This is a genomic window from Psychroserpens sp. (assembly GCF_034670085.1).
Classification (GTDB): domain Bacteria; phylum Bacteroidota; class Bacteroidia; order Flavobacteriales; family Flavobacteriaceae; genus Psychroserpens.
This window is the reverse complement of the sequence record NZ_JAXMOD010000001.1, coordinates 24,914-45,788: the sequence shown is the minus strand read 5'-3', so window position 1 is coordinate 45,788 and position 20,875 is coordinate 24,914. Positions and strand designations below refer to the sequence as shown.

The window sequence follows — 20,875 nt, the reverse complement described above, 5'->3', positions numbered from 1 at the left end:
GGTTTACAATTAAATCGTTTTGGGAATAAAATGTCATCAAAAAAACTTTTATCGTATTTTTGCATCATGAGTAAAGCACTTTCAAAACAAGAACTTCACAACTTAGCAATGAATCATGTTGGAAAAGATTTAGAACAACGCGGTTTTGAATTTGTAGCGATAAATAGCAAATTAAAAAAACATCCTCAGTTTGTGTGTATTGATAAAAACAGTCAATATTTTTTTGTGATTGTAAAAGCCGTTGTGCTTCCTGAAAATCCTAATAATTATGATGTAGTTTGGATGGAAACTTTTAAAAAACATGCCTTTGATAAAGACGCAAAAGTATTATATGCTGGTGTTGGTCTGGGAAACCCAAATGGAGAAGATTTACCAATCTATCTCAATGAAGATTATCTATTAGAATACAATGGTATTCAAGTCATCGAAACTAATTTAAATTAAATGAACAAATTTACGGTTGTAGTCTTACTATTCGTCCTTTTTTCTTGTAGAGAAAACACTAAACAAACACAGACGTTATTAGAAAACACTAAAATTTCAGGACCAGTTTTTGGCACCTCCTTTTCGGTGATTTATAATTCTGAAATAAACTACACAAAACAGTTTGATAGTTTGTTTGCCGTTGTAAACCAGTCAATGTCCACATATCTTCCAGATTCTGACATATCAAAGTTAAATAGAAATGAAATTGTTGAAATGGATCAACATTTTGTAAATGTGTATTCTGCATCAAAAAAAATATATAAAGCTACTGATGGCGCTTTCGATCCAACCATAGGAGATGTAGTAAATGCTTGGAGTTTTGGAGCTGATAAAAATAAATTCTTGACCGATAGTACAACGATAAATAATCTTATGAGCTTTGTTGGATTTGACAAAGTGATGATGATTGACAAGATTGTACATAAGCAACCGCAGACTTACATTGAGTTTAACGCTATTGCTAAGGGTTATGGAGTTGATGTGATTGCTGATTTTTTAGAATCGAAAAACATTTCTAATTATCTCGTTGAAATAGGAGGTGAGATTCGTGCTAGTGGAATGAATATGGAAAAAGGCACACCTTGGAGAGTCGGGCTGGACGAACCACGATTTGACGGTGAACAGTCCGTTTTAAAAGGCATTTCATTGTCAAACGCTGGAATGGCGACCTCTGGAACGTATAGAAAATTTAAAACTGATGACAACGGCAATCGCTATGCGCACATCATCAATACAAAAACAGGCTATCCTACAAAAACTAACATTTTAAGTGTGTCTGTAATTGCTGAAGACTGTATGACTGCTGATGCCTATGCAACCGCTTTTCAGGCCATGGGAATCGAAAAGGTGACCGAGTTTTTAATTCCACATCCTGATTTAAAAGTGTTCTTGGTTTTTGAAAATGAAAATAAGGAGCTTGAAACTTTAAATTTAAATGACTTTCCAGAAAATTAGTGTTGTTAATTTTCTATATTTATAGTAAATATCTTAAAATGAAGCATTTACTATTCATTCTTTTTTTGTTTCCAATTCTATGTTTAAGTCAATGTCCTCCCACTAGTGGTATATTTACCTCTCAGGCGCAAATTGATGCTCTAGCAATAGACTATCCAAATTGTACAGAAGTGGGTGCCTTTGTCATTTCTGGTGATGATATTACCGATTTAAGTGGTCTTAATCAGATAGTGTCTTGTACTAGTTTTGGACTAGGACCTACTTTAGTATTACAGAACACAATTGGTTTAAATTCCAATATAGTCATACGCTATGTTGAAGGAACAGGAACAGGATTTGGCATAAGCAATAATGCATCATTATTAACTATTGATGGACTAGAAAACTTTGTAAGTCAATCTGGTTTTGAAAGTTCATTTACTATTAGTGATAATCCAATGTTGATTAATATAGAAGGTGTACCCAGTACGTTTGATCCTTTAACATGGTTTTCAATTGTAAATAACGATTCACTTATTAATTTAAATGGTTTAGAAGATTATTGTGCAGGTGAAATAACAACAATTTCTGACAATGATAGTTTAGTAGACTTAGCAGGTTTAGATTGTGCTAGTGGCTCTGAAATTGTGAGAATTTCTAATAATGACGCTCTAATAAGTTTTAATGGGTTGAATCAAATGTGGGCAGGATATTCTCTTTATATTGAAAACAATGCTGTTCTTGAAGATATTAACATCGTTGATGATAATATTGGTTGGTGGCCAGAAGTGACTATTCAAAACAATCCTAACTTATCAGTTTGTAATTCAAATTGGGTGTGTCATTTTCTTTACTCTGTTGGGGTTGAAGAAAGTTTTTGGTATCCTGGAACTTTTGAAAATAATGCACCCGGTTGTAATTCCAATATTGAAGTGGAATATGCCTGTGGAATAAATTCAAATGATAATTGTGGATATCCAACTCTAGCCAATCAATTAGTTTTAGGAGAACCTATCACAGCAAATAATGAATTTGCAACAACATCTTCTCAAACACCTAGCTGCAATGATATTACTAATAGAAAAGATGTTTGGTTTGCATTTAATTCCGGAGATAATACAATTATTGATGTCTTAATTCAAGCAGGATTTTATGTACAACTTTGGGAAGGGGAATGTTATGAATTAACACAAGTGAATAATGCATGTGGCACTCAACTTGATGATATGCCTGTTGCTCCTAATACAATATACTACGTTCAAGTTTGGAACGATGATCCAGCCGATAGAGGTGGTTCTTCTTGGTTTAATCTTACAGTTCAAGATGGGACATTATCAACTCAAGATTTTCAATTTGAAACCGTCAAGATCTTTCCAAACCCAGTGGATGATGTCTTAAATATTCAGTCTAATGAAGCTATCGATAAAGTTGAAATTTTTAATTTATTAGGTCAGAGAATTAAAGCATTGGATATTGGTTCTAATCCTAATTCTATTGATATGTCTGACTTATCTCAAGGTTTGTACTTAATTCAGGTAGGTATAAACGGAAAGGATTCTACGTATAAAGTGCTTAAAAAGTAGTTATTATTTGTAAACCACAGGAATAATCTCGCCTTTTGCTAAACAATATTTGGTAACCTCTTCTTCGGAAAGTGAAGACGTATAATCAACTTCATTGACTTTAAAACCAATACGTCGTAGCTTGTTAAAATAGTCACGACCATAGACACGAACGTGATCGTACTGGCCAAATATTTTTGCGCGCTCTTTTCTGTCGGTAATTGTATTGTCTTCAAAAGTTACATCAAGATTTAAATCTTGCGGAATTTGAAACACACCATAACCTCCAGGTTTTAATACCCGAAACAATTCTTGCATGGCTTTTGTGTCGTCTGGAATATGTTCTAGCACATGATTACATAAAATCACATCGTAGCTATCATCTTCAAACGGTAGGTTGCAAATGTCTGCCTTTACATCTGCTATTGGAGATTCTAAATCGGTAGTTGTATAATCAATATGTTTTAGTTTTTTAAAGCGTTCCAGAAAACACTGCTCAGGAGCAAAATGTAAAACTTTTAAATTTTCAGTAAAAAAATTTGTTTCGTTTTTTAGGTACAACCATAATAATCTGTGGCGTTCTAAAGACAGCGTAGAAGGTGATAAAACGTTGTTACGTTGATTGCCATAGCCATAAGGTAAAAAACTTCTAAAACGTTTCCCATCTATAGGATCTACATAGGTGTTCCCTCTTAAGATAAACGCGAGAATAGGACGAGCAACGTAGCTTAACCTAATTAATAAAGGTCTCGGAATTGTATTTAATATAAATTTAAAGAGACGTTTCATTTTAGAGCACTAAGGCTTCTTTTCTAAACTCATCTTCTTCAGTAGATGTAATTCCTAAAGCTTCATGCACATAAGCAAAGGTTGATAAGATTTCAGGTTTCCCATCTACGATGGCAATATCATGCTCAAAATGTACGCTTGGTTTTCCGTCCTGAGTAACAATAGTCCAACCATCTTTTAGTTGCTTAACCTTGTGAGTGCCTCCATTTATCATTGGTTCAATAGCAACAACCATACCTTCAACGAATTTTTTTCCACGACCTCTACGACCATAATTTGGCATTTCAGGATCTTCATGCATTTTTCGACCTATACCATGGCCAACCAATTCTCTTACAACTCCATAACCATGGGCTTCACAATAGTTTTGGATGGCATATCCAACATCACCAACTCGATTACCAATTTTTAATTCGCGAATACCAACATATAAGGATTCTTTGGTAATTTGAATCAATTTCTTGGTTTCAGGAGCGACTTCACCTATTTCAAATGTATAGGCATGATCACCATAAAAACCATTCATTATTGAACCACAATCTATAGATACAATATCGCCATCTTTTAAAGGAATGTCTGTGGGCAAACCATGAACAACAGCCTCATTAACACTGCAAAGTAAGGTTGATGGACAATCATACAAGCCTAAAAAGCCAGGTACAGCACCTTGTTCCCTTATAAAATCTTCAGCGAGTTTATCTAATTGATTTGTGGTCACACCAGCTTTTACTTCTTTAGCAAGCATTCCTAAGGTTTTAGAAACCACCAAAGCGCTTAAGCGCATTAATTCAATTTCTTCTTTAGTTTTTACTATAATCATCATTAAAAAATATGGGCAAAGATACTTAAATTTAAAACTTTTAACCTAAACATGATATTTGGCAGTTTTTTAATATGAATTGAATATTACCTTTGTGTCATCAACAAATCACATAACAAATGTATAAAGCCGTCAGTGCTGAAGAAGCCCTTAAAGTTGTAAAATCAAACGATAAAATTTATATCCAAGCAGCTGCAGCTGCACCATCTGTACTTATTAAGGCACTAGCAGAAAGACATGATGAATTGCGTAATGTTACCATTTGCCAGTTGCATACCGAAGGAGAAGCGCCTTACGCCAATCCGGAATATGCTAAAAGCTTTCACGTCAATTCTTTTTTTATAGGCAAAAATGTTAGACATACATTAAAAGCAGGGAATGGTTCGTATACTCCAGTGTTTTTGAGTGAAGTGCCTTTGTTGTTTAAACGAAATATTGTGGATATAAAAGTGGCTTTAATTCATGTGTCTGTACCAGATCAACATGGTTACTGTTCACTAGGTGTTTCAGTGGAAGCAACATTAGCTGCAATTGATAATGCAGATCATGTAATTGCTCAAATTAATAAGCAAATGCCTAGAACTTTTGGAGATGGAATTATTCATATTTCCGAAATTGATGCTTTTGTAGAGTGTGATGTGCCTTTGCCCTCGCATCCAGCTTCAAAACCAACAGCTGTTGAAACCAAGATTGGTGATTATGTCGCTAATTTAATTGAAGATAGAAGTACTTTGCAAATGGGTATTGGGAATATTCCCAATGCAGTTTTGTCGAGATTGCATAACCATAAAGATTTAGGTTTGCATACTGAAATGTTTTCAGATGGTGTAATTGATTTAATTCTGAAAGATGTCATCAACGGAAATTATAAAGGTGTAAATCCTGGTCGAGCTTTGGCTACTTTTTTAATGGGTTCTCAACGATTGTATGACTATGTAAACGATAATCCGTTTATAGAAATGCGAGCTTCAGATTATGTAAATGATGTGTCGGTTATTAAACAAAATCCCAGAATGGTAGCGATTAATTCTGCGATTGAAGTCGATCTTACAGGCCAGGTTTGTGCAGATTCAATTGGTTCAAAAATGTATTCGGGTGTAGGTGGTCAAATGGATTTTATTAGAGGTGCATCATTAAGTGAAGGCGGAAAAGCTATCATCGCTTTACCATCAATTACTAAAAAAGGCATAAGCAGAATTGTACCAGCTTTAAAAATGGGAGCAGGAGTGGTAACAACCAGAGCTCATATACATTATGTGGTTACAGAGTATGGTGTAGCTAATTTATATGGAAAAACAATTAAAGAGCGCGTGAAAGCCTTAGTTGAAATTTCTCATCCAGATCATCGAGAAACTTTGGATAAGGCCTATTTTGATATGATGTAAGTTGTTATTTACGGAATAAGCCAAAAAAACCCTTTTTACGTTTTGGAATTTTGATGTCTGGTGTTTCATTGGTAATTATTTGAAACACCTCGCCCCAACCTAAAACACCACCAATATTTCTGTCATCTATATAGATGTCTGCATAAATTTTTCTACTCACTGAATTGTCATATTGCTCTTCAGGAAAACTTTGATTAACTGCGTAGAAGGTAATACCGTTTTCTTTGCAAAATTCAACAGCATCGTCAAGTTTAGAACCGCTTCTGTAGGTCCATAAAATAAGACGATGTCCATCTTGCTGTAAGCGTTTCATGGTTTCAAAGGCAAAGATGCGGGCTTTTCCAACTTTTGGATAAGCATCCTCAACAATAGTTCCATCAAAATCTACGGCAATAACAAGTTTGTCTAAAAAATTCATAGGTTAGTCCTTATAATTGGCAAAAATACAATAATAATCTTTTTTAGATTTAAAGTGTTACTAATGATTTTTGGGTCATTGCTTCAGGTTGTTCAATATCCATAAGATCAAGTATGGTTGGTGCGATATCACCTAGTATTCCATCTTTGATGGTTGTTTTATCGTTATTAATTAATATAATCGGAACTGGATTTGTTGTATGTGCAGTATGCGGAGAGCCATCGGGATTAATCATAGTTTCACAGTTTCCATGGTCGGCAATTAGAATGGTTGTATAATCTTTTTCGAGTGCAGTTTTTATAACATCTTTAACGCAAACATCAACAGCTTCACAAGCTTTAATAGCAGCTTCCATTACTCCTGTATGACCTACCATATCTCCATTTGCAAAGTTTAAGCACACAAAATCAACATCTCCTTTTTGTAACTCAGGAATTAGAGCATCTCTGAGTTCATAGGCACTCATTTCAGGTTTTAAGTCGTAAGTGGCTACTTTCGGAGAGTTTCTTAAAATGCGAGTTTCACCTTTAAATGGGTTCTCTTGTCCTCCTGAAAAGAAAAACGTAACATGAGGATATTTTTCAGTTTCAGCAATTCGTATTTGTGTCTTGTTATGCTTTTCTAATACTTCACCTAAAGTTTCTGTGAGGTTATCTTTATTATAAACTACCTTAATTCCTTTATATGAATCATCATAATTTGTGAGCGTCACGTAATACAAATCTAGTTTATGCATGTTTTGCTCATGAAAATCATGCTGTGAAAGTGCTTCTGTGAGTTCTCTTCCTCTATCTGTTCTAAAATTAAAAAAGATGACAACGTCTCCTGATTGGATTTTTGTTATGGGATTATCGTTTTCATCAACCATTATGATGGGTTTGATGAATTCATCAGTGACATCATTGTCATAACTATTTTGAATGGCATCTGTAGCATTTTTTGAATGCTCACCAGTCCCATTAACTATGGCATCGTAAGCTAATTTTACGCGCTCCCAACGTTTATCTCTATCCATAGCAAAATAGCGACCAGTGACAGTAGCAAGTTTTGTATTTGTGTCTTTGATATGGCTTTCTAAAGAGGTGATGAATCCAAATCCAGATTTAGGATCAACATCTCGACCATCTGTAAAGGCATGAATAAATGATTGTTCTACTCCAGAATTATTTGCTGCATCCACTAATCCAAATAAATGATTAATGTGTGAATGTACACCTCCATCGCTTACTAATCCTAAAAAATGAACAGGCTTGTTATTTGCTTTAGCATATTCAAATGCATTCACTAGTACAGGTTCATCCTTTAATGTATTATTCTCTACTGCTAAGTTAATTTTAACTAAATCTTGATACACTATTCTACCAGCGCCTAGATTCATATGTCCAACTTCACTATTTCCCATTTGTCCTTCAGGTAAACCAACATGAAGACCATCTGTTCTTAAAGAAGCATGAGAATACGTTTTGTAAAGTGAATCAATAAATGGCGTATAGGCATTATCTATGGCAGAAACTTTGGGATCTGGAGATTTTCCCCAACCATCAAGAATCATCAAAATAACTTTCTTATTCATAGTTTGATATTTAATTTCAAAGATAAAAGTTTCTAAACCGAAATGGTAAAAATAAGCTCAAAAATTAATCTGAATTAAAAAGTCATTAGGTAATGATTCAAAAGGATTTAGGCGTTTTAAATGAATTGTGATGCTCTTAACATATTTGTTTACAAATAGTTAAAAAAATGTTATTTATGGATTTGTCATGTAACACTTTAGAAATTAAGTCGTCTATTTAGTATAATCAAAAAACAATCAATTAATTTAAAATCTTTCATCATGAAAAAATCAGTAGTAATTGTTGCAATCGCAATGGCATTTTCGGTAACAGCTTTAAATGCAAAAAATGTAATTAGTAATTCCTCAAATTATGAGATGGTTACGAAAAAAACAACCGTTAGTCCTTTTTGTATGTCTATCGTTAAAGGAGACATTGAAACTGTTGAGAAGTTAATAGCTTTAGGAGCTAATGTAAACAAAACATCTAATGGTTTAACACCTGCAATGTATGCAGCGAGATATAATCGTTTAGATATTTTAAAAATTTTAGTTGAAAATGGTGCAAAATTGAAGACTAAAAGTGATAAAGGTCTGACTGCAGAAAAATATGCAGAAGCATCAAATGCTAAAGAAGCCTTATCGTATTTACAAAGTTTAGAATCTTAAAATACAGGTCATTATAAATGACAGTTATTTGAGTTAGTTAGTTAAAAAAGACGCTTTATTTTTAAAGCGTCTTTTTGTATTTAGCAATCGACTCTTTTATTTTTTCTATTCTATTTTCAGGGTCTGGATGTGTACTTTGCATTTCTGGTACACGATTTGGTCCAGCCGCAGCTTTTAAAATCTCCATAACATCAATCATTTCTTCTGGTTTAAATCCAGCTTTGAGCATAAATTTCACACCTAAATCATCACTTTCCAATTCATCATCTCTACCATTTGTCAACAAGGTGTTTTGTCCAATACCACTCACTAAGCCGCCAATGTCACCTCCAACAGATCCAGCTGTTGCTAAGCCTTGCCAATATTCACTTTCGGCAATTCGTTCTGCACTATGTCTACCTAAAACATGACCTATTTCATGTCCTAATACACCTGCTAATTGATCTTCGTTTTCTAATTTAGAAAACAAGGCATAGGTGATAAAAATTTGTCCTCCTGGTAATGCAAATGCATTAATTGTATTTGGATCGGCTAATAAGTGAAATTCATATTGATATGGAGTTTCTCTAGCGATACTATTATTAATTAATTTATTTCCAATATCATCTACGAATGCTTGGTATTGAGCATTGGGATGTAAACCGCCATGCTGTTGAGCCATTCCTGGAGCACTTGCAAGACCAATTTGGATTTCCTTATCTGGTGTCATCGATATGGTTTGCATACGACCTGTATACGGGTTTTCTTCTCGTTGACTACATCTTTTGACCACGAAAAATAGTGCAATTGCTACACCAATTAACAGTCTTATTTTAAAATTCTTACCTCTCATGATTTCGGTTATTTGTGCTTTAAATTTACAAAAGTTTCGGATTTATATCCAAAATATTATGGTTTAAGTAGTTAGAAATAAAGTCATCAGAAAAATGGTCATTTCCCAATAGGTTTTCATTTGCTATACTGTCCTTAATATTCAGGTTCTTGAATTGTGATAAATACACGTTTGAAAGTGGCTTATAACTATAATGCCATGGTTCATATTTAAAACCTTTTCGATTTGGTTGATTGGTGTACACTAAATAAAACCCAAAATCATTTGCATGATCATCCATCCAAAGTTTCAAGGTTCTAAAACAGCCATTATCTTCAAAATGTCTAGGTTGAAGAACTGATGAAGGTTGCGCGACATTGGCATCAATAATATCGATATCTGTTGCCCAATGATGCCGTGACGTTCCTGGTATGGTAGAATATTCTATGATTTTTTTTATGCTTTCCTGAGGAGTTAATCCTCTATTAATGTTTGCATTGTATTTGCGTACCCAAATTCTATTTTGATGATCGTAATCTCTATAACTAGACACAACTTGAATGTGAACGTCACTTTTAAGTGCTTCTGCCTTTAGTCTTATAAATGCTTCATATGCTTCTTTTCTAAGCAGATATCCATCACCATAAAGATCAGGATTGCCTTTTCCAATAAGTTCTTCATAACTTATTTCATTTGAATTCGTTTGAAATCCAAAATGTGGAATTACAGCTATTGCTAAGCTTGAAGCTAAAGTTGTTTTTATAAATTGTCTACGTTTCAATTTTCTTTTCGATGAATGTACAAGTGAATTTACTAATTCATTTTCAGTTAAAAATAATTATCTTCACTTTAAAATCAATAAATATGTCATTTCGTTATCAAATTTTAGAACCTTCCAAAATAAACGACATCATACCTTTGATACAACAATTAACGAGCCATAAATTTTCGGATGCCATTTTGAAAGAACGTTTTGCTGATATGGTAACTGAAAACTACGAATGTGCCGTAATTTATGATAAAGATTTATTAATTGGTGTTTCTGGACTTTGGTATTGCACGCGACATTACGCTGGAAAAAGTGTAGAATTAGATCATGTGTATATTGCAGAAGATTATAGAAATAAAGGCTTGGGAAGCCAGTTTTTAGAATGGATTTACAAACATGTTAAATCGAAAGGCGTAACAACGGCAGAACTAAATACCTATGTACAAAACTACCCATCACATAAGTTTTACTACAATGAAGGTTTTGAGATTTTAGGTTACCACTTTTTGAAAACCCTTTAATTATTTAAGAGCGCATAAATTAGTTTCGGGATCTACTTCATAAGGTAATTTATCATGTTCAAATATTCTAGCACTTAAAGGACCTTTTAAAATAATGTCAGTTCCATTTACAGCTAACCAACTTCCTTCACGAATTCCTACAACAGGTTGCGTATTAAACGCATGAAATTCCTTAATTCGAGTTTCTCTTGTTTCTCCTTTATGAGTGCTCGTTGGATCTGGATCCAAATAATGCGGATTGATATTAAAAGGGACAAAACCAAAAGTTTTAAAACTTGGTGGATACACAATTGGCATATCGTTAGTTGTGTTTACTGTAAGTCCGCAAATATTGCTTCCTGCACTTGTTCCTAAATAAGGTGTGCCAGAATTAACAGCCTCTTTAATAAACGATAATAAATCATTTTTATAAAGTTGATTAACTAATACAAAGGTATTTCCACCACCTGTAAAAATAGCTTTAGCGTCTGCAACGGCTTTTTTAGGGTCTTCAAACTCGTGAATGCCTTTGGCTACTTTTCCTATTTGGCGGAATGCTATATTAACATTCGCTGTATATTCATCATGACTAATTCCACCTGGTCTCGCATAAGGAATGAAAAGAATTTCAGAAGTGTCCTTAAAGAAAACAGAAAGTTCATCTAGTAAATATTCTAAAGGTCCACTACCATGGATGGTTGATGTGCTAGCTATGATGATGTTTTTCATTGAAAATAATTTTAAACCTTTACAGGTCTATTACAAACTTCATTTTATTTATCGTAAATTTAAGTAAACCTTTAATTTAACAAAAGTTTACAAGGCTTTATGTTGTAATTAATTCAATAGAATTTATTTTTATCTGAAATAACTAACCTATGAAAAAACTATTACCATTATTACTGTTTTGCATAAACTTTTATGCTATAGCTCAGGATGTTAAACGTGTTGTTGTTGAAGGGAAAATCATTGTAGAAGGTAATGATATTGAAGGTATAACCGTCTACAACACATCATCAAATAAAGGAGCCGTTACTGATGAGAATGGCGAATTTAACATTGCTGTTGCTCTAAATGATTTAATAGAAGTAAGAGCTTTGCAGTATCAAAATTTTGATTTTAAAGTGAGTCAAGCTATCTTAAGTTCAAAACGAATTCGTGTAATTCTTATTGAGGAAATTAATAAACTTGATGAAGTATTGGTGATGACTAAAGGGCTTTCGGGCGATTTAGACACAGATATTAGTAGTGTAAAAACCTTCAATCCAAAATTGGATGCACTTTACTTTGGTATTAAAAAAAGTGATGAATATGAATTTACCGATGATAATAGAAGCCAAATAAATAATATTGCGATGCATTCTCAATCTCAGACAATGGTTAATGGCTTAAATATTCGTAATGTCGTTGACCAATTATTATTACCATTATTTAGATCTAAAGTAAAGGATAAAAAAGCAGCTGGAATTCCTGAAGTACCAGTGAGTTCAATTAAATATTATTTTGGTTCGTCATTTTTAGTTGATAATTTTGACATTCCAGAGCATCGTGTAGAAGAGTTCATTAGGTTTGTAGAAGATGATGAAAACTTTGACTTTACCTTACTTAACTATGGAAAAGAACTAGAATTTCTTGAAGTGTTAAGTGAGAAAAGCCAAGCATTTTTAGGTAAAAAGAATGATAAGGATTAAAAAATTTGTTTTTTTAATCTTATGCTTTATTCAGTTTGGAGTTACGTTTTCGCAATCCACCGAAATCCTTGGGAAAGTTACTGCAAGCTCAGATATTGATCGCATTCATGTCATTAACAAAACAGCTCACAAGTTTACCATCACAAATGATAATGGTGAATTTTTAATTTCTGCTTCAGTAAATGATACCATTTTAATTTCTGCCATTCAGTATAAGCCATTAGAGATGGTAATGACAACACAAATAATTCAATCTAAATTTGTTGCAATAGATCTTACTGATAAAATTACAGAGTTAGATGAGGTTGTAGTTGGCAAAATACTAACTGGAGATTTATTGTCAGATATCGAAAATAGTGAGGTTAAGCGAGAATTGAATTTTTATGATTTAGGGATTCCAGGATACACAGGAAAACAGAAAACACAATCCGAAAGACGCTTGCATGAAGCCACTTCAGGTGGTGGTTTAGTGCCCTTAACTCCAATTCTCAATTGGCTTTCTGGTCGAACAAAAAAACTCAAGGGACAGATCGTTAGAGAAAACAATGATAATGCCATGCGTGAGGTTATGTCTGATTTATCAGAAATGTTATTCGATATTGATAACCTTGAAGAATCAAAACGTGTAGAATTTTTTTATTTTGTAACAGATGATCCAAATTTTTTACCGTTAAGTAAACTTGATAATGACATTAAAATGCTAGAGTTTTTACAACAAAAACTGAAAGAATTTAAATCTCAAATTGAAGACGACTAAACACATATTATTTTTTGTTATAGCATGGCTAAATTCTATTGTTTGTGTGGCTCAATCGATTGATTTAAAGGGGCAAGTTGAGGCAAGCGCAGAACTTGAAGGGATTCATATATTAAATATTTCGGCTGAAGAATACACCATAACAAATAGTAAAGGTGCATTTGAAATTTCTGCACAAGTTAATGATACTATATTGTTGTCAAGTGTTCAATACATTCCAAAAACAATTGTTGTTACTCAAAACATGATTACCTTTAAGTTTATAGCCATTACACTCGAAGATCGCGTTAATGAATTAGATGAGGTTATTGTTGGAAAAGTGCTGACGGGAGATTTATTATCTGACATCAAAAATAGTGATGCTAAAGCTGATATTAATTTCTATGATGTTGGCATACCAGGTTATACTGGGAAACCTATTACTCAAAAAAATAGACGGTTACGAGAAGCAGATGGAGGAAAGTTTGTGTATTACTATGGGTTGGTTGCTGTTATTAATATTCATAAGGTATTGAATAGAATTTCTGGGCGAACAAAGACGTTAAAACATCTTGTAAGACTAGAACAACAAGATATCTGTATGAACAAAGCAATTGCTGAATTATCTGATGAGCTTTTTGGTCATTTGGTTTTAGAAGAAGACTTAAAGATGGAGTTCTTCTTGTATGCTTCAGAAGATCCACAATTTTTAGAGGTCTGTAATCTTGAAAGTGATATTAAACTTTTTGAATTTTTAATTGATAAGCTACTAGCCTTCAATATTCAAGTAGAAAGTGGTGAGGATTGAAAAGGAATAAAATTGGTAAAATAATTTAGGTGTCAATCTACAACCAATCGAAACATCTTAGTATATTTGCATTGTGAATCTATTAGCAACATTTTTATTTATTGGAACCACTGAGGTCATGTTCATACTATTTATAGCTGTGATGGTTTTTGGTGCTGATAAAATTCCTGAAGTGGCGAAAGGCTTAGGAAAAGGGATGCGAAGTTTAAGAGATGCTTCTAATGAAGTAAAATCTGAAATTAAGAAGTCATCTGCTGATAATAAAAATTTAGAGACTAATGTCACTCAAGACATTAAAGAAGAAATCACCAAAGTTAAAGACGAAATTGAAGATTTCTCAGGTTCTATAAAAAGAGAACAATAATAGTTTTATTTTTTTCTACTCACAGTCAGTCCATCTCGAATTGGTAGCATTACGGTTTCAATACGATTATCTTCTTTTAAAAGGGTATTAAACTCTAAAACAGCTTTTGTAGAACTATCTTTTTCATTCAGAGGTTCAATTATTTTTCCATGCCAAAGCACATTGTCAGAAAGAATTATGCCTCCAGGATTCATCTTGTCTATTATCAAGTGGAAATAGTTTGAGTAATTAGGTTTATCTGCATCAATAAACACTAAATCATAAGTGTTTTTCAATGTAGGAATAATATCTGTTGCATTTCCTAAATGTTGGTGTATTTGCTTTCCGTAGCCAGATTTATCAAAGTATTTGCGTTGAAAATCTACCAATTCTTCATTCACATCTATGGTGTCAATTTCACCTTCGTTTTGAAGACCTTCAGCCAAACATAACGTTGCATAACCCGTAAATGTGCCTAACTCTAAAATGGTTTTAGGCGACTTTAATTTTGAAATTATACTCAGAACTCTTCCTTGATAAGGTCCACTAAGCATGATAGGTTGCAAAATCTTCTGATAGGTTTCTCTGGTGAGTTGTTGTAATAACTCAGGTTCTTCCTGAGAATGTGCTACAATATACTCATCTAATTTTTCAGGTAAAAAATACATTTCATCTATAAATTGAATTGCAAAGTAAACGATTTTAGATTAGATTTTCTTTACCGATTGCGTTCATATAATGATTCTGATTTTATTTCCTATCTTGTCTTTACTTAAAACCCTCAGCATGCCATATTGGTTGTCTATAGTTATTACAATATTAGTTATTTATATTGCTATTAGTATTGCACTATACTATCTACAAGACTATATGCTTTTTAAGCCAGAAAAACTGCCTAAAGATTTTCAGTTTGACTATGAAAATCAGGATACCAAAGAATATAATTTAGAAACAAGAGATGGCGCTGTGATAAACGGTTTGCGGTTTTTCCCTAAAGGGGAAAGTAAAGGTGTTGTGTTATATCTAAAAGGAAATTCAAAAAGTATAAAAGGTTGGGGAAAATTTGCAATTGATTTCACAAGACATGGTTATAACGTTTTGATGGTAGACTATAGAGGCTTTGGTAAAAGTACTGGTAGACGTTCTCAAAAAGCAATTAAACGTGATCTGCAGTTGGTTTATGAAAAACTAAAAGAAATGACTACAGAAGATCGTATCATTCTCTACGGAAGATCTCTTGGGTCTGGTTTTGCAGCTAAGTTAGCTTCAATGAATCATCCTAAAATGCTTGTTTTAGATGCGCCATATTATAGCTTAACCAAGGTAACTGCTCGTTATGCGCCATTTATGCCGTTGTCTTTGTTGATGAAATATCCATTACCAACATATAAGTGGTTAAAATATGTACAATGTCCTATTCATATCATTCATGGAACTCATGATAAACTCATTCCATATAAAACAAGTGTTAAGTTGTCTCAAGTAAATCCTAATCTCACCACATTGCATACGGTTATAGGTGGTGGACACAAGAACTTGAATAATTTTGAATCCTATCACAGTATGTTAGATGATATAATTAATAAAACGCCTAAAACCATTGATTTAAAAACCACAAGTATTAATGTCATTCACTCCTCAAAACCGACTAAAAAGAAGGCTTAAAAGAGTCCTTAAAATTCTATTAGTACTCTATATTATGATTGGAGCATCACTTTATTTTTTACAAGAAAAGATTTTATTTCTTCCAACCACCTTAGCTCAAGATTATCAATATGATTTCAGATATCCTTTTGAAGAGTTATTCCTTAAAACTGCTGAAGATGTTACTATAAATGCAATTCATTTTAAAACGCAAAACCCAAAAGGAGTTATTTTGTATTTTCATGGAAATGCAGGTGATTTAAGTCGTTGGGGAATTATTGGAGAACATTTTGTATCGCTAAATTATGATGTGTTCATCATGGATTATAGAACTTACGGAAAGAGTAAAGGGAAGCTAAGTGAACAAGGATTTTATGATGATGCCGAATTTTGTTATAACTACCTTTTGAAATCATATACTGAAGAAGACATAGTGTTGTATGGTCGCTCTTTAGGAACAGGAATAGCTACATTTTTAGCTTCAAAATACCAGCCAAAGCAACTCATTTTAGAAACTCCTTATTACAGTATTTTAGATGTGGCTAAACATCGATTCCCTATGTTTCCTGTAAAAACATTATTAAAATATGAATTTCCTTCAAATGAATTTATCACCAATGTTGAATGTCCAATTCTGATGTTACATGGTACAGATGATACCGTAATTCCTTATAGGTCGGCAGAAAAATTAAAGGGTGTAGCTCCAGAAAAAACCACCTCATTTATAACTATTGAAGGTGGCGATCATAACAATCTTATCAGCTTTGATTTGTACAAAGAAGGTATAAAGGCCTTGTTGTTTTAGTTTTTAAATCCTACTCTTTTTTAAAAAGCACTTTCACTCACTCATAAGAGCTATACACTCATTCTATGTTCTTTTTGTATTGTAATCATAATACTTTTATGTAAGTAAAAATTAAAGATTAGAATCAAAAAAAAAGAACAGATGAAAACAAAAACAAAATTTGTAGTATCGACACTTGTTATTATAATGGTGTCTGGCGCAGCTTTATTTCTAAACAAAAGTCTAGAAAAAGAGCCATTATTAGTGAAACAGGAAAAGGGTTGTGTCTTTATGACCACATTTGGAGAGGAGTCTTCTGATGGTTATGCCAAGCATAAAATAAGAGAGAATATCCAGCCAATTGTAAATGAAGGACTAAATTGGTTGGCTAGCGCACAACTTGAAAACGGTGGTTATGGAGCAGGTAGTCATAACAGACAAGGTGAAATGAATCCACATGCGGTAAATGCCGATCCTGCTACAACTTCAATGGTAGCCATGGCAATTTTGCGAAGTGGCAGCACATTAAATAGAGGTGAGTATAAAGAACAGTTAAAAAAAGCAGTAGAATTTTTGTTAACGCAAGTTGAAAGTGTTTCTAAGGATGATGTTTTTATTACTTCAGAAAAAGGGACACAAATTCAATCAAAGTTAGGAAATAATATTGATGCCGTTTTGACAGCTCAGTTTTTTTCAAATTTATTAAAGGAACAGTTAGATAGAGATACTAAAAAGCGCGTGCAAAAATGTTTAGATGTTTGTGTGGACAAGATCCAATCGGCAACAGATAAAGATGGAAAGATGAAAGGAGCAGGTTGGGCTGGCGTTTTGCAATCTGGTTTAGCAACTAGCGCACTGGAATCTGCCGAATCTGTTGGCGCAACACTTGATGAAGTTGTAGTGACCAGCCAAAAACAATACCTAAAAAGCAATTTTGATGAAGAATCTAAATCTGTTAAAACGACTGATGGCGCTGGAATAATTTTATATTCTGTGAGTAATTCTGCAAGAGGATCAGCAAAAGATGCAAGGAAAGCGAAAGAATTAATTGCCAAAGCAAAAAAAGAAGGTAAGCTTAAAAAAGAAGATAAAGTAACCGTGGAAAATTTGCAGGATATTGGCGTTTCAGAAAGTGAAGCCATTTCTTATACGTCTTCTTATAATGTTTATAATGCATCAAAAATTCAAGCACAACAAAATGATGTTATGGCTGGATTTGGTAATAATGGAGGAGAAGAATTTTTAAGTTTTTTGCAAACAGGTGAATCTATGGTTGTAAATGATGACGATGAATGGATGACTTGGTATGATAATATTTCTGGACGATTAATGACCATTCAAAATGATGATGGAAGTTGGAATGGACATCATTGTATCACTAGTCCTGTTTTTTGCACAGCTACTAGTTTATTAATATTATCAATTGAAAATGATATAGAGAATTTGAAACAAACAGGTGAGAATTAGAATTAAAATAACTCGAAATAAAACGAAACAGCTTCAGAGAAATCTGAAGCCGTTTCGTTTCTAATCTTTTTAAACATCTTTATTATCCATTCGGATTTAAAATAGCGTCAATACGTTCTAAAGCATCAGCAATATGAATTCTACTCATTGAATCAGCTCCACGAGCCGAGCGTAATTGAGTGCGTAAGGATTTTAATTCAGCTCTAACAACTGCTCTTATATCCGATTGACTTGTGTTTACTGCAGTAGCTTTTAGGTAAGGATTTCTACTTCCAATTTGATTTTTAGCGGTCATCAAATAGCCTAATCTATCAATGTGTGCACGTTGTAAATTTCGTCTGTAGGTATCCATTCTTTTTCCGCTTCGTAGTTCACTCCAAATACCTTGGCGCAAATCTTTCATCATAGTAGAAAGTGAATAAGCATCATTTCCATTTAATGTTTCGGCTTCTGTTAAACGTTGCATTTTACCTAAGCTCATAATATTGTTTAATGCTCGTACTTGCATTCGTCTAATACGTTCTACAGAACCAGAATACTCTATCCTTCCAAAGATCTCTTTATCAATTAACCAAGTAGGTGTTTCAAAAAGATTTTTATGCAGAAATTTAATAGCCTCTTTCTGATGTTCTTTATTTACATAACTATAAACAGTTCCAGGTTGATCAGCTGTTTTATAATATTCATAAACACCTCCAATATTGTTTGAAACATGATTAGTATATTGATTAAATTGTCCAATTACTTGTCCATACATTTCTTGCAAGTCTTCATAATCTTCTCCAGCTTTAGTTGTCCACTCTATTAGGTTGGGAACAATACGCTTTAAGTTTTTAATTCCGTAATCACTGGCTAACATTGCATCATCACCTAGGTCTTCTCTTTGAGAGCTAGGATCTACGAGATCACTACCATATTGTTCTTTTCCAAAACGATACATTGGATCGCCAGCATGAGCTGTAATCCAACTATTCAAAGTTTCCTTTTCTTCTTCAGCGGTTTTGTCTAAAATTGGTCGATAACCCCAAGAAATGGCATACTTATCATAAACTCCAACGTTTGGCATTAAAGCCACACCTTTGTCTTCAGGTTGCGCTATATAATTAAATCGAGCATAGTCCATTATTGAAGGTGCTGTGCCATACTTTTGAGTAAATTCAGCACTTCTCAAATCTTCAACTTTGTACGCAACACTACTTCCCCAGTTATGAGGTAATCCAAGTGTATGTCCTACTTCATGCGATGATACAAAACGAATCAGTCGTCCCATAACTTCATCTTTAAATTGTGAACTCTGGGCATCAGGATTGATAGCTGCAGTTTGAACAAAGAACCAACGGCGTAATAATGTCATGACATTATGATACCAGTTGATATCGCTTTCAAGAATTTCACCTGTTCTAGGATCACTTACATGAGGACCACTTGCATTTGGAATAGGTGATGCTAAGTAACGAACCACTGAATAACGAACATCTTCAGGACTCCATTCTGGATCTTCTTCAACAGTTGGAGGATCTTTAGCAATAATTGCTTCCTTGAAACCTGCGGCTTCAAAGGCTACTTGCCAATCTTCAATACCTTGTTTGATATACTTACGCCATTTTACAGGAGTAGCTCTATCGATATAATAAACGATTTGCTTTTTAGGAACAACGAGTTCTCCACGCTTAAATTTCTCTAGATCTTCATCTCGGACCTCAAGTCTCCAACGGTCTAAGAATTCTAAAGATTTACTTTTTTGTTCTTCCAAACCATAATCTGTTTGGCTACTTGTAAACCATCCAACGCGCTCATCAAAATAACGACGTTTCATTGGGTTTTCAGGTAATAAAATCATTGAGTTATTGATTTCTATTGAAATGGTTCCAGTACTTGAATTAGATGGAGGAGAACCAGCAGCATAGGTTTTCACATGCCTAGCTTCTATGTTTTTAGGGTAGCTTTTTACACTTTCAATAAATGATTTATCACTTTCTAAACGTGAAATTTTATAAGGTTTTCTTGCAAAGTTTGGTAAACCAAGGGATTTTACATCTTTCGCAAATAGAGGTGTTACATCAACTACAGTACTTGTAGAATCTTTTCCAAAAGCTTTTATTGGAAAAGTGAATAATACAGGTTCAAAATTTGAGTTTTTTACAGCTTCATTTACAGGTAGAGAATCTGCTGCAAATACATTGTATGACACAACGCGTAATATGACTTTTTTTCCTTTTTTCTCCCAACGTAATACTTGTTCGTTTAACTTTCCACCACCAAAGCCTAAGCCGCTTGCAGTTTTAGAAATACGGGTTACCATGAGCATTTCTCGATCGAAAAGCGAATCGGGAATTTCATAAAAGAAGTTATCGTCTAAAGCGTGAACGGTAAATAATCCTTCATCACTTTTTGCGTCTTTGGTTATGACTTTACTATAAGGTTGAATGTCATTTTTACCTGGTTTTTTTACTGGTTTTTTTGCAGCTACTGTAGCTCCTTTTTTAGATTTACTAGCTTCTTTTGTTGAGGAACATGATACAATAAAAAAAACTGATACTACGAAAAGTAGTTTAGTGGAGAGATGTTTCAAAATGTAATCGTTTTAAATTAGTTCGTGAAAATAAGAAATCTTGATTGAGATTTCTTGTCAAATTTAGCATTTAATACTTTTTTAACGAAAAAAAAGCCACTTAGAAAGTGGCTTTAATTAATTCGAATTATATAGA

22 protein-coding genes are annotated in these 20,875 nt (G+C 33.5%); 13 read left to right on the top strand and 9 right to left on the bottom strand.

The features are described from left to right. Positions 1 to 66: 66 nt before the first annotated feature. From VOI25_RS00205 to VOI25_RS00195, 3 genes are read left to right on the top strand one after another with little or no spacing between them, the layout of a single operon-like run. Positions 67 to 444 (top strand): Na(+)-translocating NADH-quinone reductase subunit F, encoded by a 378-nt coding sequence (locus VOI25_RS00205; RefSeq protein ID WP_323787618.1) that lies wholly within the window; start codon positions 67 to 69, stop codon positions 442 to 444. After that, positions 445 to 1,440, top strand: a complete 996-nt coding sequence (locus tag VOI25_RS00200) for an FAD:protein FMN transferase (protein WP_323786858.1) — start codon at positions 445 to 447, stop codon at positions 1,438 to 1,440. It abuts the gene before it with no gap. Between the two features lie 38 nt (positions 1,441 to 1,478). After that, positions 1,479 to 3,002, top strand: a complete 1,524-nt coding sequence (locus VOI25_RS00195; RefSeq protein WP_323786857.1) for a T9SS type A sorting domain-containing protein — start codon at positions 1,479 to 1,481, stop codon at positions 3,000 to 3,002. Between the two features lie 3 nt (positions 3,003 to 3,005). Here VOI25_RS00195 and VOI25_RS00190 read toward each other — a convergent pair whose 3' ends face one another. Continuing rightward, on the bottom strand, positions 3,006 to 3,770 hold the full coding sequence (locus VOI25_RS00190; protein ID WP_323786856.1) for a class I SAM-dependent methyltransferase: 765 nt from the start codon (positions 3,768 to 3,770) through the stop codon (positions 3,006 to 3,008). 1 nt (position 3,771) lies between these two features. Continuing rightward, positions 3,772 to 4,590, bottom strand: a complete 819-nt coding sequence (gene map / locus VOI25_RS00185) for a type I methionyl aminopeptidase (RefSeq protein WP_323786855.1) — start codon at positions 4,588 to 4,590, stop codon at positions 3,772 to 3,774. Between the two features lie 119 nt (positions 4,591 to 4,709). On the opposite strand from map, the gene VOI25_RS00180 reads away from it, so the two are divergent. Continuing rightward, positions 4,710 to 5,975, top strand: coding sequence for an acetyl-CoA hydrolase/transferase family protein (locus VOI25_RS00180; RefSeq protein ID WP_323786853.1), 1,266 nt, complete (start codon positions 4,710 to 4,712; stop codon positions 5,973 to 5,975). Between the two features lie 4 nt (positions 5,976 to 5,979). Here the strand turns inward: VOI25_RS00180 and VOI25_RS00175 are convergent, their stop codons facing one another. Both VOI25_RS00175 and gpmI read right to left on the bottom strand, forming a co-directional pair. Next, positions 5,980 to 6,393: a BT0820 family HAD-type phosphatase gene (locus VOI25_RS00175; protein WP_323786852.1), complete on the bottom strand. Its 414-nt coding sequence runs from the start codon at positions 6,391 to 6,393 to the stop codon at positions 5,980 to 5,982. 49 nt (positions 6,394 to 6,442) lie between these two features. After that, positions 6,443 to 7,966 carry a 2,3-bisphosphoglycerate-independent phosphoglycerate mutase gene (gpmI, locus tag VOI25_RS00170; protein WP_323786851.1) on the bottom strand — a complete coding sequence of 508 codons (1,524 nt, stop codon included), beginning with the start codon at positions 7,964 to 7,966 and terminating at the stop codon, positions 6,443 to 6,445. Between the two features lie 261 nt (positions 7,967 to 8,227). Between gpmI and VOI25_RS00165 the strand changes: the two genes are divergently transcribed. Then, entirely contained in the window at positions 8,228 to 8,614 is a 387-nt protein-coding gene (locus VOI25_RS00165) for an ankyrin repeat domain-containing protein (RefSeq protein WP_323786850.1), read from the top strand. 61 nt (positions 8,615 to 8,675) lie between these two features. Here VOI25_RS00165 and VOI25_RS00160 read toward each other — a convergent pair whose 3' ends face one another. Beyond that, on the bottom strand, positions 8,676 to 9,446 hold the full coding sequence (locus VOI25_RS00160; protein ID WP_323786849.1) for a M48 family metalloprotease: 771 nt from the start codon (positions 9,444 to 9,446) through the stop codon (positions 8,676 to 8,678). 25 nt (positions 9,447 to 9,471) lie between these two features. Beyond that, positions 9,472 to 10,206 carry a M15 family metallopeptidase gene (locus tag VOI25_RS00155; protein WP_323786848.1) on the bottom strand — a complete coding sequence of 245 codons (735 nt, stop codon included), beginning with the start codon at positions 10,204 to 10,206 and terminating at the stop codon, positions 9,472 to 9,474. An 83-nt stretch (positions 10,207 to 10,289) separates the two neighbouring features. Between VOI25_RS00155 and VOI25_RS00150 the strand changes: the two genes are divergently transcribed. Then, positions 10,290 to 10,715, top strand: coding sequence for a GNAT family N-acetyltransferase (locus VOI25_RS00150; RefSeq protein ID WP_323786847.1), 426 nt, complete (start codon positions 10,290 to 10,292; stop codon positions 10,713 to 10,715). On the opposite strand, the gene pepE is transcribed toward VOI25_RS00150, so the two are convergent. Beyond that, positions 10,716 to 11,423: a dipeptidase PepE gene (pepE, locus tag VOI25_RS00145; RefSeq protein ID WP_323786846.1), complete on the bottom strand. Its 708-nt coding sequence runs from the start codon at positions 11,421 to 11,423 to the stop codon at positions 10,716 to 10,718. A 149-nt stretch (positions 11,424 to 11,572) separates the two neighbouring features. Here pepE and VOI25_RS00140 point away from each other — a divergent pair, with 149 nt between their 5' ends. The 4 genes from VOI25_RS00140 (at position 11,573) to VOI25_RS00125 (ending at position 14,293) form a co-directional block, all read left to right on the top strand. Beyond that, positions 11,573 to 12,385 carry a carboxypeptidase-like regulatory domain-containing protein gene (locus tag VOI25_RS00140; protein WP_323786845.1) on the top strand — a complete coding sequence of 271 codons (813 nt, stop codon included), beginning with the start codon at positions 11,573 to 11,575 and terminating at the stop codon, positions 12,383 to 12,385. Then, positions 12,372 to 13,142, top strand: coding sequence for a carboxypeptidase-like regulatory domain-containing protein (locus VOI25_RS00135; RefSeq protein WP_323786844.1), 771 nt, complete (start codon positions 12,372 to 12,374; stop codon positions 13,140 to 13,142). The genes VOI25_RS00140 and VOI25_RS00135 overlap by 14 nt, the downstream gene beginning before the upstream one ends. Continuing rightward, on the top strand, positions 13,129 to 13,929 hold the full coding sequence (locus VOI25_RS00130) for a hypothetical protein (protein ID WP_323786843.1): 801 nt from the start codon (positions 13,129 to 13,131) through the stop codon (positions 13,927 to 13,929). The genes VOI25_RS00135 and VOI25_RS00130 overlap by 14 nt, the downstream gene beginning before the upstream one ends. Positions 13,930 to 14,002: 73 nt before the next feature. Beyond that, positions 14,003 to 14,293, top strand: a complete 291-nt coding sequence (locus VOI25_RS00125; protein WP_323786842.1) for a twin-arginine translocase TatA/TatE family subunit — start codon at positions 14,003 to 14,005, stop codon at positions 14,291 to 14,293. A gap of 5 nt (positions 14,294 to 14,298) precedes the next feature. On the opposite strand, the gene VOI25_RS00120 is transcribed toward VOI25_RS00125, so the two are convergent. Continuing rightward, positions 14,299 to 14,940, bottom strand: coding sequence for an O-methyltransferase (locus VOI25_RS00120; RefSeq protein WP_323786840.1), 642 nt, complete (start codon positions 14,938 to 14,940; stop codon positions 14,299 to 14,301). A 118-nt stretch (positions 14,941 to 15,058) separates the two neighbouring features. Between VOI25_RS00120 and VOI25_RS00115 the strand changes: the two genes are divergently transcribed. From VOI25_RS00115 to VOI25_RS00105, 3 genes are all read left to right on the top strand, one after another. Next, positions 15,059 to 15,937: an alpha/beta hydrolase gene (locus VOI25_RS00115; RefSeq protein WP_323786839.1), complete on the top strand. Its 879-nt coding sequence runs from the start codon at positions 15,059 to 15,061 to the stop codon at positions 15,935 to 15,937. Positions 15,938 to 15,971: 34 nt separating this feature from the next. Beyond that, complete coding sequence (locus VOI25_RS00110; protein ID WP_323786838.1) at positions 15,972 to 16,721, top strand: alpha/beta hydrolase; 750 nt, start codon at positions 15,972 to 15,974, stop codon at positions 16,719 to 16,721. A 141-nt stretch (positions 16,722 to 16,862) separates the two neighbouring features. Further along, entirely contained in the window at positions 16,863 to 18,167 is a 1,305-nt protein-coding gene (locus VOI25_RS00105) for a hypothetical protein (protein ID WP_323786837.1), read from the top strand. 82 nt (positions 18,168 to 18,249) lie between these two features. Here the strand turns inward: VOI25_RS00105 and VOI25_RS00100 are convergent, their stop codons facing one another. Further along, positions 18,250 to 20,742, bottom strand: a complete 2,493-nt coding sequence (locus VOI25_RS00100) for a zinc-dependent metalloprotease (protein ID WP_323787617.1) — start codon at positions 20,740 to 20,742, stop codon at positions 18,250 to 18,252. Positions 20,743 to 20,875 lie beyond the last annotated feature (133 nt).

Excerpts from the sequence above, each read along its gene's own strand:
- VOI25_RS00135 (WP_323786844.1), top strand. The coding sequence starts at position 12,372 with ATGATAAGGATTAAAAAATTTGTTTTTTTAATCTTATGCTTTATTCAG.
- VOI25_RS00120 (WP_323786840.1), bottom strand. The coding sequence starts at position 14,940 with ATGTATTTTTTACCTGAAAAATTAGATGAGTATATTGTAGCACATTCT.
- VOI25_RS00205 (WP_323787618.1), top strand. The coding sequence starts at position 67 with ATGAGTAAAGCACTTTCAAAACAAGAACTTCACAACTTAGCAATGAAT.
- VOI25_RS00105 (WP_323786837.1), top strand. The coding sequence starts at position 16,863 with ATGAAAACAAAAACAAAATTTGTAGTATCGACACTTGTTATTATAATG.
- VOI25_RS00140 (WP_323786845.1), top strand. The coding sequence starts at position 11,573 with ATGAAAAAACTATTACCATTATTACTGTTTTGCATAAACTTTTATGCT.
- VOI25_RS00110 (WP_323786838.1), top strand. The coding sequence starts at position 15,972 with ATGATTGGAGCATCACTTTATTTTTTACAAGAAAAGATTTTATTTCTT.
- VOI25_RS00165 (WP_323786850.1), top strand. The coding sequence starts at position 8,228 with ATGAAAAAATCAGTAGTAATTGTTGCAATCGCAATGGCATTTTCGGTA.
- map (WP_323786855.1), bottom strand. The coding sequence starts at position 4,590 with ATGATTATAGTAAAAACTAAAGAAGAAATTGAATTAATGCGCTTAAGC.
- VOI25_RS00200 (WP_323786858.1), top strand. The coding sequence starts at position 445 with ATGAACAAATTTACGGTTGTAGTCTTACTATTCGTCCTTTTTTCTTGT.
- VOI25_RS00150 (WP_323786847.1), top strand. The coding sequence starts at position 10,290 with ATGTCATTTCGTTATCAAATTTTAGAACCTTCCAAAATAAACGACATC.
- VOI25_RS00115 (WP_323786839.1), top strand. The coding sequence starts at position 15,059 with ATGCCATATTGGTTGTCTATAGTTATTACAATATTAGTTATTTATATT.
- VOI25_RS00175 (WP_323786852.1), bottom strand. The coding sequence starts at position 6,393 with ATGAATTTTTTAGACAAACTTGTTATTGCCGTAGATTTTGATGGAACT.
- pepE (WP_323786846.1), bottom strand. The coding sequence starts at position 11,423 with ATGAAAAACATCATCATAGCTAGCACATCAACCATCCATGGTAGTGGA.
- VOI25_RS00180 (WP_323786853.1), top strand. The coding sequence starts at position 4,710 with ATGTATAAAGCCGTCAGTGCTGAAGAAGCCCTTAAAGTTGTAAAATCA.
- VOI25_RS00190 (WP_323786856.1), bottom strand. The coding sequence starts at position 3,770 with ATGAAACGTCTCTTTAAATTTATATTAAATACAATTCCGAGACCTTTA.
- gpmI (WP_323786851.1), bottom strand. The coding sequence starts at position 7,966 with ATGAATAAGAAAGTTATTTTGATGATTCTTGATGGTTGGGGAAAATCT.
- VOI25_RS00195 (WP_323786857.1), top strand. The coding sequence starts at position 1,479 with ATGAAGCATTTACTATTCATTCTTTTTTTGTTTCCAATTCTATGTTTA.
- VOI25_RS00160 (WP_323786849.1), bottom strand. The coding sequence starts at position 9,446 with ATGAGAGGTAAGAATTTTAAAATAAGACTGTTAATTGGTGTAGCAATT.